Annotated in this window: 12 protein-coding genes; 3 read left to right on the top strand and 9 right to left on the bottom strand. The window is 50.3% G+C overall.

The features are described from left to right. Window positions 1–121: 121 nt before the first annotated feature. From ACYVR3_RS09755 to ACYVR3_RS09735, 5 genes are all read right to left on the bottom strand, one after another. Window positions 122–694 (bottom strand): GNAT family N-acetyltransferase, encoded by a 573-nt coding sequence (locus tag ACYVR3_RS09755; protein WP_054736950.1) that lies wholly within the window; start codon window positions 692–694, stop codon window positions 122–124. 66 nt (window positions 695–760) lie between these two features. Beyond that, window positions 761–1,489 (bottom strand): DUF1003 domain-containing protein, encoded by a 729-nt coding sequence (locus ACYVR3_RS09750; RefSeq protein WP_461244086.1) that lies wholly within the window; start codon window positions 1,487–1,489, stop codon window positions 761–763. A 208-nt stretch (window positions 1,490–1,697) separates the two neighbouring features. Beyond that, the gene (locus ACYVR3_RS09745) at window positions 1,698–1,889 is read right to left on the bottom strand and encodes a hypothetical protein (RefSeq protein ID WP_054736948.1); all 192 of its coding nucleotides are present in this window, start codon (window positions 1,887–1,889) and stop codon (window positions 1,698–1,700) included. A gap of 225 nt (window positions 1,890–2,114) precedes the next feature. Continuing rightward, window positions 2,115–2,990 carry an RluA family pseudouridine synthase gene (locus ACYVR3_RS09740; protein ID WP_461244085.1) on the bottom strand — a complete coding sequence of 292 codons (876 nt, stop codon included), beginning with the start codon at window positions 2,988–2,990 and terminating at the stop codon, window positions 2,115–2,117. Between the two features lie 17 nt (window positions 2,991–3,007). Beyond that, window positions 3,008–4,759 (bottom strand): thiamine pyrophosphate-dependent enzyme, encoded by a 1,752-nt coding sequence (locus tag ACYVR3_RS09735; protein ID WP_461244084.1) that lies wholly within the window; start codon window positions 4,757–4,759, stop codon window positions 3,008–3,010. A gap of 484 nt (window positions 4,760–5,243) precedes the next feature. Between ACYVR3_RS09735 and ACYVR3_RS09730 the strand changes: the two genes are divergently transcribed. Further along, window positions 5,244–6,656 carry a sugar porter family MFS transporter gene (locus ACYVR3_RS09730; RefSeq protein WP_461244083.1) on the top strand — a complete coding sequence of 471 codons (1,413 nt, stop codon included), beginning with the start codon at window positions 5,244–5,246 and terminating at the stop codon, window positions 6,654–6,656. Window positions 6,657–7,101: 445 nt separating this feature from the next. On the opposite strand, the gene ACYVR3_RS09725 is transcribed toward ACYVR3_RS09730, so the two are convergent. After that, window positions 7,102–7,557 carry a hypothetical protein gene (locus ACYVR3_RS09725; RefSeq protein WP_461244082.1) on the bottom strand — a complete coding sequence of 152 codons (456 nt, stop codon included), beginning with the start codon at window positions 7,555–7,557 and terminating at the stop codon, window positions 7,102–7,104. Window positions 7,558–7,650: 93 nt separating this feature from the next. Beyond that, window positions 7,651–9,087, bottom strand: a complete 1,437-nt coding sequence (locus ACYVR3_RS09720; protein ID WP_461244081.1) for a hypothetical protein — start codon at window positions 9,085–9,087, stop codon at window positions 7,651–7,653. 127 nt (window positions 9,088–9,214) lie between these two features. On the opposite strand from ACYVR3_RS09720, the gene ACYVR3_RS09715 reads away from it, so the two are divergent. Together ACYVR3_RS09715 and ACYVR3_RS09710 are read left to right on the top strand one after the other, a co-directional pair. Beyond that, on the top strand, window positions 9,215–9,916 hold the full coding sequence (locus tag ACYVR3_RS09715; protein WP_461244080.1) for a DUF3658 domain-containing protein: 702 nt from the start codon (window positions 9,215–9,217) through the stop codon (window positions 9,914–9,916). Window positions 9,917–10,022: 106 nt separating this feature from the next. Further along, on the top strand, window positions 10,023–10,337 hold the full coding sequence (locus tag ACYVR3_RS09710; RefSeq protein WP_054737448.1) for a hypothetical protein: 315 nt from the start codon (window positions 10,023–10,025) through the stop codon (window positions 10,335–10,337). On the opposite strand, the gene ACYVR3_RS09705 is transcribed toward ACYVR3_RS09710, so the two are convergent. Together ACYVR3_RS09705 and ACYVR3_RS09700 are read right to left on the bottom strand one after the other, a co-directional pair. Next, complete coding sequence (locus ACYVR3_RS09705) at window positions 10,334–10,729, bottom strand: iron-sulfur cluster biosynthesis family protein (RefSeq protein WP_461244079.1); 396 nt, start codon at window positions 10,727–10,729, stop codon at window positions 10,334–10,336. The two genes, ACYVR3_RS09710 and ACYVR3_RS09705, sit on opposite strands and share 4 nt — an antisense overlap. A gap of 122 nt (window positions 10,730–10,851) precedes the next feature. Further along, window positions 10,852–11,961, bottom strand: coding sequence for a GGDEF domain-containing protein (locus tag ACYVR3_RS09700; RefSeq protein ID WP_461244078.1), 1,110 nt, complete (start codon window positions 11,959–11,961; stop codon window positions 10,852–10,854). Between the last annotated feature and the right edge of the window lie 140 nt (window positions 11,962–12,101).

Here is a 12,101-nt window from a genome sequence, read left to right as displayed (position 1 = left end):
CCGATGTCGCCTTGCACACTGCTCTCAACCCGTCTCGCTCCGCACACTTACGCTGGACACAAACGACAACAAAAAAAAACGGCCAGGCAAACGCCTGACCGTAGTTGATTGATTAAATTAGTTAAGCGGCGACCCGCTTTTGCATGTGGTAGTACTCGTGGTCACCGACCATTTTGGTGCCGACCACGTGGAACCCCACGCGCTGATATAGTGCCATGGCATCGGGATTTTCAAAGTCAACGATCAACCCCATCACGTTTTCGTGGTCGCGGTTGGCGTAGGTTGGCAGTGACGCAAGTAGGCGTTTGCCGATCCCGTGTCCTTGATAGTGTGGTGAAACGGCAATGGAATCCAAGTACCATTCACCCGCTGCCGTCTCTGGCTCCGCTTCAAACGGCGTGTCAAAGGCGGCACTTTTGGCTGACAGGCGACGAAGGACTTCGTCGACCCGTGCCTCATTTTGTCCGGGATACCCGAAGGCAACCCCAACAACTTGACCATCGGCCTCGGCCACCACGGTGGTTGCGTCACCGGACAGATAACTGCGGGTCCGGTAAGCCATCGCGATGACCTGCTCTAAGTCAGGTTCGGGGACGTCTTCAAGTTCTTCAAGTTGCATCTCGTCAAAAATCAGGTTGATCAGCGGTGCTATCTGGCCAGCGTCTTCCTGCTGAGCCTCTCGTATGGTAATCAAAATAAATCCTCCAGTGTATTTGCGTGTTGCATAAGAGGATACCGGATTCTGCGGAATTTGTCAAAGTTACTGGTTTTCACCCTGTTTGCGAAGCTCAGTAAGTTCTTGGCGAATTTCACCTAAAATTTCGATTTGAAGCTTTTCAATCTCTAACGTGTGTGGAATCTGGTTTTGTGATAGATGATCAAGTTTGGCGTGTAAGATTCGCAACTCATGCTCGGATTTTAAATTCACGTGAAAGTCATTTTCAGCATCCATCCGGTCCCGGTCAGCTGACCGGTTTTGGCTCATCATGATAATGGGCGCTTGAATGGCCGAAATACAGCTTAAACACAAGTTCAACAGAATAAATGGATAGTCATCAAACCGAATCCCAAACAGCTGCAGGCCGTTGATCACCATCCAAGTCACCAGCACGAACACGAACACGCCGATGAAGCCCCAACTCCCACCGAAGCGCGCGACATTATCCGCCACCCGTTCGCCCAGCGTCAGACTCTTAGTCAACGTTTCGTTCACATCCGTAATCTCGTAATCATCACTCTGCAACGCCCGTGTCAGCTTACGGTTGATTTTTTGACTCTGCTTTAAGTCCGAACTGATCAACGCGTCAACGTTGGCTAACCGGTAGTCCAGCAAATGATGCCCGCAGATAAAACTAGTCACCTTCGCTTGCGGGTAATCCTTTTTGATTCGTTGCCGTAACGTAGTCGATAAATCAATCAAGAATAACCCTGATTCAACGGGATACGTCTTCCCGTCCACCAGACACGTTGCCGTCTTCGTTTCCGCCATATCGTCGCCCCATTTCTCTCATTTAAGTTAAGTCTAGTTTAACTTAAATCTCACTCACTTGGCCAATTTAACCTAAAAAAAACACGCCCTCAGTGAGAGCGTGCCACGCTATCCAGCTCATGGTCAACACCATCGAACGGATAGATGAAACTTCATTTAAATACAGGGGTCTAAAATCAAAGTGACAGCCAGATGTCTTCGTAACTGATTATTCGGTGACCAACTTCCGATCGCTGTATGACCGTTTAGCAAGCTTTAATGAAGCTTTGACCTCAGCGATATGTTTGGCAAATTGTTCATCTTTTAAGTCGCAGTCAAACCAAGATAACTCGGTTAAGTTTTCCTCTACCCGGTTCAAGATTTTTTCAATTGCCTGCTGTGACTCATCATTACTTGTCATCTAAATTCACTCCTTATTTTTTTGTACAATGCCACTATACCGGTTTCTGTAGGGAATACAAGCAAAATCCACCTTTTTCTTGAGTATGAGGACAATTCTTACTTTGACGCGGTTTTTCATCATCGAATCCTCATTTAAGAGTCAAAATCGTTTAATTGTTTTAGCAGACCAATTCAAAAAAACGTTGCCCAAAGCGCACGATTTGGACAACGTTTTTCAATTGGATTAAGCCTGAACGATTGCCAACATATCCGCTGGTAACGGACATTCAAATTGGCGTTGATCATGCGTCACTGGATCTTCAAAACTAAGGGCATAAGCGTGTAAGGCCTGTCGCATGAGTTGCGTTTGCGGGCCACCGTAGAGTTCGTCGCCAAGCAACGGATGCCCTAACGACTGAAAGTGCGCGCGAATCTGGTGCGTCCGGCCAGTATGCAAGAGCACCTCAACTAACGTCCAATCCGTACCACGTTGTTTGACCCAGTACTCGGTTTGAGCTGACTTGCCATCCGGTGCCACGATTTGATTGACACCATCATCCGCTCGTCGCAATGGCGCATCGATCATGTCGTGGTCTGCCGGTAACTGACCGCTGACAATGGCCAAGTAGCGTTTGACCAACGTGTGATCACCTAGTTGCTGGTTCAACCAAGAATTGGCCAATCGGTGCTTTGCTAACAACACCAAGCCACTCGTATCCCGGTCCAACCGCGTAATGACGTGTGGTACCAGTTGCCGATCACCCGCCGCAACTAAGTGACCCTTCACCCGGTTCACCAACGTATCGGTTCGGTTACTGGGACCAGGCACCACCGTCAAGCCAGCTGGTTTTTCGACGACCATTAAATTCTCGTCTTCGTACTGAACGGTCAATGGCCCATCGCTTATCGGCACGTTTGGATCAGCCGGTTCTTCCGGCACAATCAAGGTTACCTGATCACCCACGTTCACCTTGGTTGCCGGTTTTACCGACCGACCGTTGATCAGCACCTGACCGTTACTCTGATTGATTTGACTAAACATTCGGTGACTCACGCCCTGTTCGGCCAAAATGGTCTTGGCGGTTGCGCCGGGATGGGTCACGTTCCAACTAAATTTCATGCTTATCGCTCCGATTACTAGATTTCGTCATCTTGCTGGGCAAGTAAGGTTCGCAGGGCGGGGTATTTATCAGCTGGCAAATTATACTGTTGCCGGAACGCACCGATGGCGTCGGCTTCATACTGTTCCGGATCCAAAATCATCTGGCCAGTTTCCAGCGGTGGTTCTTCGGTGATCACGGCATCCAATACGATTGGCTGGAGGTTGCCCGCAGCCAAGTGGTCTTGAATCGTTGTGATCGCCGCCGTTAAGGAAGCCGCATCCGTCACTCGTAGTCCTAAAGCCCCCATGTTCGTGGCAACCCCGGCCCAGTTGGCGTTATTGAAGGTCAAGCCGTAGTCCGTCTGACCACTGTTGGCCTTCTCCTGCCGAATAAACCCGTACCCGCCATTTTCGAGGATCACGTTGATGACTGGTAACTGATATTGTACCTGAGTTAATAGGTCTTGAACAACCATTGAAAAGCCACCATCGCCAGAAACCGTGATCACGCGCCGTTTTGGATAGCTCAATTGGGCAGCGATTCCGGCCGCTAAGCCGTAACCCATCGCACCAAACCAGCCCGACATCGTGAGTTGTTGTTGTTGATCAAACGGCAGCATCCGGGTTGAAAAGACCGTGTTGTTCCCTACATCTAACCCGTAGATCGTATCGCTTTCGCTTAACGTTCCCACCTGACGCAACACTGCTTCAGCAGTCAGGGGCGCATCAGCCGTCAAAGTTGCCCGTTCATCAAGGTAGGCCAACCAGTTCTGCCGTGATTGCTGGCAGGCTTTCAAGAAGGCCGTTTCCGGTAACTGCGCCGCCTGAGCTGCTAACAACTGCTGTAAGTATGTCCCGGCATCTGCAACCACCGCTTGATCCGCATGAATTTGCACGCCAAGGTCCGCTGCGCGTTGGTTGATTTGAATCGTTTTGACGGGTTGGTCTAAATACCGCATAAATGGATAAACGGTCCCCACCATCACCACTAAGTCGGCCATGTGTAACGCCTCAAAGGCAGGCTGAGTGCCCATTCGTCCCTGAGTGCCCATGAAATTCTCAAAGCCAGTTGGTACTAAACCAGCTGCGGGCGCCGACGCAATCACGGGTAAGCCTAACCGCTTCGATACAGCGACTACTTCCGCCTTGGCCGCTTTGACACCAGAACCAACCAACATCACTGGTCGCTCAGCATCCTTGATCAGCGCCAACGTTGTTTTAACCTGATCAACGCTGCCACCAGCAGGCGTAACGGTCGGCTGCTCAACCACTAATGGCTGGTAGTCGATCTCTTGATTGGCTAAATCATCCGGAATCAACACCACACTCGGTGATTGGGTATCGTACGCCGTTTGAATGGCTTCCCGAATCACCGTGGGAATCGTCCGCGCGTCACTCACTTGGCGGTGATAGGTATCCAATCCCGCAAACAGTTCATTTTCATCAAAGTCTTGAATATAGTGGGTATTGATCATGTCGGTCGCAACCGTACTCATGATCAGCAGCATCGGCGTGTGGTCCATCTTCGCATCACACATCCCATATAGGAGATGAACGGCACCGGGACCAACCGAGGCCATGGCAACCCCAATTTGTCCGGTTAACTTTGTTTCGGCAACCGCGGCCAGCGCGCCAACCTCTTCGTGACGCACTTGGATGTAGGCCATCCGCTCCTGTTCTGCCGCAAACCCATCAATCAATGAATCGGCCGGAATCCCGTAAACGTGACTGACCTGCCAATTTTCAAGTTCCTGAACTAACGCTTGTGACGCCTTCATTACTGTCATTAACTGCCTCCGTTCATCGCATCCGCGATTTAACAAGCTTTCGCCAATTTGGCTAACAGGTCTATTTTAGCAAAGAATGGGATTGAAAGCAGTTCCAGTCTCGGTAAACTTTTTGAAACAACACAGTTTGTGATTCGTCTGATAAATTAGTTTGATTACCAAATCATTGGTCTATCAGCGAAAATAATTTAAAATTCACCAAAACCATGAAACCGCAACCATGGAAGCGCTTAACTTTGCTCATTATTTATAATACAAATAAAACAACTGTTGATTTATGCGTATAAATACCGTACAGTATAACGTGTTAGCGTTATCTTATTCAATGAGAGCGGTGTCTTCTTCTTATTCGGCTGAGTGCGCGTTCGTTGTTTTTTACACAAACCTCGACACTCGCCACGCCATTATGCCACCTATTACCCGTTATTGATAACGTTTTCATTTAAATTCGTCTGTAACTTAAACTCAAGGAGGCAACAAACTCATGCAACAGGAGAAAAAGATTTCTAGTGGATTTATCTACTTCTTCGGTTCATTCGGGGGCATCCTCTTCGGTTATGACATTGGTGTTATGACCGGGGCACTCCCATTTCTTCAAATTGATTGGCACTTGCAAAACAACGCCACCATCACTGGTTGGATCACTTCAGCCGTCATGTTTGGGGCCATCTTCGGTGGGGCTTTAGCTGGTCAGCTTTCTGACCGTTGGGGTCGTCGGAAGATGATTCTGCTCTCCGCCCTGATTTTCGCAGCGGGGTCACTTCTTTCTGCCGGATCACCTCATGATGGTCAGATTTATTTGATTATCGTGCGGATGTTCTTGGGACTTGCGGTTGGGGCGGCGTCAGCACTCGTTCCCGCCTACATGTCTGAAATGTCACCGGCTGAAAAGCGGGGCTCGCTATCTGGGTTAAACCAGACGATGATCGTGACTGGGATGCTACTGTCCTACGTGATCGACTTCGTGCTTAAAGGCTTACCAGAAGTGCTCGCTTGGCGGTTAATGCTTGGCTTAGCAGCCGTTCCAGCTGCGATTCTCTTCCTTGGGGTCCTCAAGTTGCCAGAATCACCACGGTTCTTGGTTAAAACCGGTCACCCAGACGAAGCGCGCCAAGTGTTAAGTTACATCCGAAAAGATACCAGCACGATCGATGACGAATTAGCCGATATCCAATCCGCTTCTAAAGAAGAATCTGCCGCTGCCAAGTCAACCTCATGGGGCACCTTGGTCAGCAAGCGGTACCGCTACTTGGTGATTGCTGGGGTTGGCGTTGCCACCTTCCAACAATTCCAAGGCGCTAACGCCATCTTCTACTACATTCCATTGATCGTTCAAAAAGCCACTGGTAAGGCCGCAAGTTCCGCTTTAATGTGGCCCATTATCCAAGGCATCATTCTCGTGTTAGGCTCCCTCCTCTACATCGCCATCGCCGAAAAGTTCAACCGGCGGACGTTGTTAACCTTAGGTGGCGCCGTTATGGGACTATCATTCTTACTCCCAACTGTCATTAACTGGCTATTACCAAATACCAGTCCAATGTTGATCGTCGTCTTCTTATGCGTCTACGTTGCCTTTTACTCCTTCACTTGGGCCCCATTGACCTGGGTGTTAGTCGGTGAAATCTTCCCACTCCAAATTCGGGGTCGCGCATCCGGCGTCGCATCATCATTCAACTGGATTGGATCATGGTTAGTCGGTCTCCTCTTCCCAGTGATGACCGCCAACATGAGCCAAGAATCCGTCTTCGCCATCTTCGGCATCATCTGTCTCTTAGGTGTCGCCTTCATCCGCTTTGCCGTTCCTGAAACTCGTGGCAAAACGCTTGAAGAAATCGAAGCCCAAGGTACTGGTGACCGCACGGCTTATGAAGCATCGACTGAACAAGAAAATCGTTAATTTGAATTGAAAAGATTCCGCTACCTGTTGAGGTGGCGGGATCTTTTTTGTTGTCGCTTGTGTCCAGCGTAAGTGTTGGGTGTGATTTGGGTGTTGGCTGTTTGTCATCGCTTCGCTCGCCAAAGTCGCATTGAAAAGCGCTCGTTCAGGCTACAAAATTCGGCGCCACTTTGGCTGTTATTTTTAGGGTTCCTGAAGTTGTAGAAACTTGTCAACCACGCGCTTTCTGGCCACCACGCCGAATGGTGCTGCGCGAGACTGAGAGCTGCATGTAAGGGCACTTCGATAAAACCGCCAGGCCCGGGCGCTTTCACCGAAGTGCCCTTACATTACGCTCTCAACCCGTCTCGCTCCGCACACTATCGCTGGACACAAACAACAGTAACTCAAAAAGGCCACCAACAAGTAAACATACTCGTCGATGACCTTCATATAAGTTCACTAATTATCCCGGCACCACCCGCCGCATGATCCACATTGCCAGTGGTTGAACCACTAACCCACGAACAACGTAAGCCAGCAGCAACGACCGCAACCAAACCACAAAGATAACGACAACCGGCATTCCCGGAATCGCGCCGGCAATCACTAGTCCCCAGGTGCACATGCTAAAGCACATCACAATCAGCATGGTCCAGCTTCGAATTCGATTACTTCGGCGTTGCAATGCTGTCCCCGATAGCTGAACCGTATACCGTTTGATCAACCCGTTCACGAGCCGATTAACGACCAACACAGCGTAGCCAAACGAAACGATTACCGTGGGCGCCCACCAAACCAGAAACGTATGCCACGCCCTGACCGTGACGCCCATCGCCAAGCAATTACCGACGAGGCTCATCACGGTCCCCATGCCGAGGCACATTTCAGCCAATAGAAATAACCGCTGTTTCGTCGACATTTGAACACCCCATTACAAGCGTGAGTTCACAACGTCACTACCACTTTAATGGTCGTTATTCTAGGCTGATTCTGGGCGAAACACAAGCATCAACTACCGCTTCCGGCGACGAAGTAACTTACTGCCATGCCGACTCTTACTCAAATCGTGAACCTCGTGCTTTTCAGCCACTGCCGTCCGTGGGTATGGCCGGTCACAGACCTGTTCTAATGCGGTTGCCATCTTCTTGGTCAAAACTTTTTCATCGGCCAACTGACCAAATAACGTCCGCAACATCTGAGTTGTAAACGTGTAAGTGGCCACCTTAGTTTGACCGGCTAACTGGGTTAAGTACGCCGCCACATGGTCGGCTTCCCAGCGCTTAGGCGTTTCCACGTAATCCGCATACATCACATCGTAGAAGTTGACGATGATGTCCACAACTTCTGCTTGGTTGTGCGCTTGACGGACAGATTTTTGTTCTGGTTTGACCCAAAGTTCTCGGGCCGTCTTCAAGCCTTCATCATGCGTTCGGGTTGCCACGGCTTGGTACCACTTGTAGTCGGCCGTTTGTTGCACGTGGTGGCGGGTCTCGACTTCACTCTTTGGCACGTAAACGGTGCCCGGATAAGCGACTTCGCCATCGAGGACGCGTTGGACCTGCACGGCGTCATCGTATTCTGAGAGGTATTTTTTCGCTAATTTTTGGTCGTTGATGTCCACACCATCGGCCTTCATCTTCAGCAGCACCGTTTTGGCTGGTGAGTAGTTGGCGTCATCCTTACCCGCTATCACAACTTGATCCATCACCTTTTCCGTTGCGGTTTGCACTTCAGCAACCACTGCGTCAGATAACAAGTCTTCTCGCTGTGCAAAGGCTAGGAAGGCCGCCAGCAAATCCGGCAATTGGTCATAGTCGGCTGGCTCAAAGGCCATTTCGTTCACCACGTAACCCGTGAGCAGTTGCTCTAAGGCTGCAGCGGTCCACTGATTAGGAGTTAGTTGCAGTTCTTCATAGGCCTGACCAACTAATACGAGAACTAACAGGCGCGCTTTGGCGGGCGCGATTGAGAGCGCTTTAAATTCATCTGAGCTCACAAACTGCTTCGCCCAATCAACGGACTGTTTCTTCAATTCAGCGGCAACCGAACTCTGCCAACGCGGATGACCATCAGCCGCTGCGGCTTTCGCCAATTCGTCTTGATAGGCAGTTAACGCATCCCGTAGCGGCACCATGTTGAGGTCGTTATCACTTCGAGAAGCAATGAATAACAGTAGGCTGCTGACCACTGGGAACTGTTCGTCGAATTGATCGACCGACTCGTCTTGTTCGTGCAGCAACTTTAAACCGGCCAAAATGTCCGCTTGCGTCCACTGCGCTACCGGTAAGCCGTTGACCTGATCCATCGCGCTGAAAAAGGTCTCGCCAATCGTTTCGGGTAATCCCTCAGGATAAGTCCCCTCGATCATCTGATAGCCCGGAAAGCTCGCAAATTGCGTCCAAGCTTGCTTAAATTCACGTTGATATCGTTGTTTCTTAACTTTCACCATAAGTGCGCCTCCGATAAGTTTCTAGTCTTAGTTTAGCACGAAGGACGGGCCTTTCACAAATGCAATCAGGTTCACTGGCATGGTATACTGAACCCGCAATCCACCCGACAAAAGGAGCAATAGGTCAATGGACATCACCTTCAACGAAAGTTTCGCGGCTAGTTTAGCCAATACGCTAGACACGCCAGTTTTCGGACTACCTGCCGAGTTCCAATTCGGCCAGTTAACCAAATTGGCTCACCCGGATGACCCGATTTGGCAACTTAAGCAACGTTACGACCCACTTTCAACTGTGACGGTTGCGTCACTTCAGCAAGCGCAGACGCAACTGCTGGCAGCGTTAAAAAAGGGCGAACCGCTTCGGCTTTGGACCATGGCCACGGCGGATGACGCGCTTGGGTTTCGCTACTTATGCGACCTGCTTCAACACCAGCCCGGTGAACTCACCCGCATTAACGTCCCAATCAACCAGCCTATGACGAATGAGGGCGCAATCGGCCTCCAAACCTTTAACGACCTTGGCGAACTCGACCCCGATACCATTCCAGAATGGCTACCACAAGCAGTACCGGTGACCACCGCCGAGCAAACCGCCTACGCCTACGACTGGCAGCAACTTGCTTCAGACCACCAACCGCTCCACGTGCGCATCAACGGCCAACTGATTGGCACAGCCGTTGACTGCTACGACTCGTTCTTACTTCCGCAGCTACAACATAAGCGCTGGTCTCCCACCCGCATCATCGGCGAGACCATGGGCCGCTACCGCATCGCCGTTCCGGACTGGTGGTGGCGGTACCGCCTAACTGTCCTGACCACCGCAAACTAATTGAATTTGCCTACTAAATACGGTACACTGAACCCAGTGCCCCCGCAGTTAGTGGGCTTTTATTTTGGCACGTTAAGAACATACGTTCACTAAAGGAGTTTTGAAAATGAATAATCAAGAACTACAAGCCTACCTCGCGGAAAATAGTCAGGTCGAACCCCTTTTCATGGAAAAGGCCTTAGCCTATTTGAACGAGCAGAACATGGATAAGCTCCCCGCTCGGCGCCTAAACGACACCATGATCCAACGGGAAGCCGACAAGTTATTTGACCAAGTGTTAGACGACGTGAACCAAAAAATTGCGCAGCAGGCTCACGGGAACACTTCCCCGGAAACCTGGCGCGCAATTATTGAGCAAACCAACCTGATCGAACAAATGGAAGATTCGATGTCTGAATTAGAATTCGGCGCTCAGGACTAGCAAGACTTTGGCGATTCAGTGAGTCCCCGGTTATGAGTAGCCACCATGTCGGCGCCGTTCACGACCTGCACCGGCGTCTCAAACTGTTGGGCATCATCGCGAATCGCAAATTGAAAGTTGCGGACGTCCAGCACTAATCCGGGCGCCAAGAAGTACAGGTCGTATTCGGCACTGTAGAGCTGAACGCCTGCTTCATTCGTGAGTTGAATCGGATAATCTGGATCTGGCGCATCGAGCACCACTAACGTGAAGACCGCGCCAATCGTGCAGGCGCCACCTTGCAGGCTGTATTTGCCACCGCCATCGTCGGCGATGAGAACGAGGATTTTGTCTTGGAGGTGCTGTTGTTTGAGGCGCTCAGTGGCGGCTTGGGTGATGCGGATGGTTGGCATGGATGAGGACTCCCTTTTCGATTCATGATAATGTTAGTATAGCGCACCTCGCCCAATGACACTGAATAAGCGTCCCCTAAATGCCTAATCTGGCATCTAGGGGACGCTTATTTAATTTATAGTCAATCACTGACGACCCGATCTCGGCCAGCCCGCTTTGCCGCATACAAGTTAGCATCCGCCCGACTAATGACCTGATCATTTTCGTTGTCAGCCGCAGCAATTTGCGTGACGCCCGCCGAGATAGTCAACTTAATTGACGCGCCCGCTGCATGGATTTTGAAGTCCGCTAAGTGTTCGCGGTAATTCGCCAACATGACGTCGGCCTGCTCATCACTTGTTCCACCGTTTAAAATGATGCTGAACTCCTCACCACCCGTTCGGTACAGGGTCGCCGGAAAGGTCATCGTATCAAGGTAATCGGTAAAGTCCTGCGCAAAGGTCTTTAACACCGTATCACCCGCTAAATGCCCGTAAGTATCATTGATCCGCTTAAAGTGGTCAATATCCACCATCACTAGTTGAACCGACGGAATTTTACCATCGTTCACAAGTTGCCGGTACCGAGAAAAGTCGTTATTAAATTTAATTCGACTGTGCACGCCAGTTAGCGCATCGTGCTGCGTATCGTAGGTCAACTCCTGCTCCCGGCGCTTACGATAAGCCAACAGTTGGTCGTAGAGGTACGCCACCACCATGACGGCGATAAAGCAAACCGTCACCGACAGCGTCTGACCCAGTTCGTATCCGTATGAATACATATCAAACAGCCAAATGACCAAACTCGTCACGCACAACGTCACAAACAACCGGAGCTGATTGCGCCTGATCCAGTTTTGCCAGTAGTTTAACGCATACAGCAACACCAGTGTGCCTACAAAGCCCGCCAATGCTCCCATGTTCCAGTCCCAGTACGGCCAAAACGACAGGAAAACGCACCCGAGGAGAACGGCGTACCCCTTGTGGCTGTGTAATTTTAAACTCATATAAATTAGTGCCCCGTTCCGAAGCGCGTTCGCCGTCCAGGTGTAGGTCGTCCCAAACAGCCGTAACACCCGAACGAAGATGATCACGACCACCACGTAAGCCACCAGCAGCCACACCGTTTCGATTTTACGGTGAAACAGCCGAATCGTGACTTGATTACCTAGGTCTTCGATCAACTCTAACGTCGCCACAAACCCGATCATAAAGAAGAATGACCAGAAGAACGTATTGCCAAATAATTCCATAGACTCGCTGCCTCCAGAGGATGTTCAGCTCAATTCAATATTTTCTCAATTACTATTAGAATACCGCATTTTGGTGGTCAAAACGACCCTAAATGTCGATTCCTTTCACAATTTTTCATCTGGGTTACCGATAAGCGTTT

The sequence above is a fragment of the Secundilactobacillus muriivasis genome (assembly GCF_054785195.1).
Note: the sequence above shows the minus strand (reverse complement) of the source record. Positions and strands in the feature narration are given on the sequence as shown.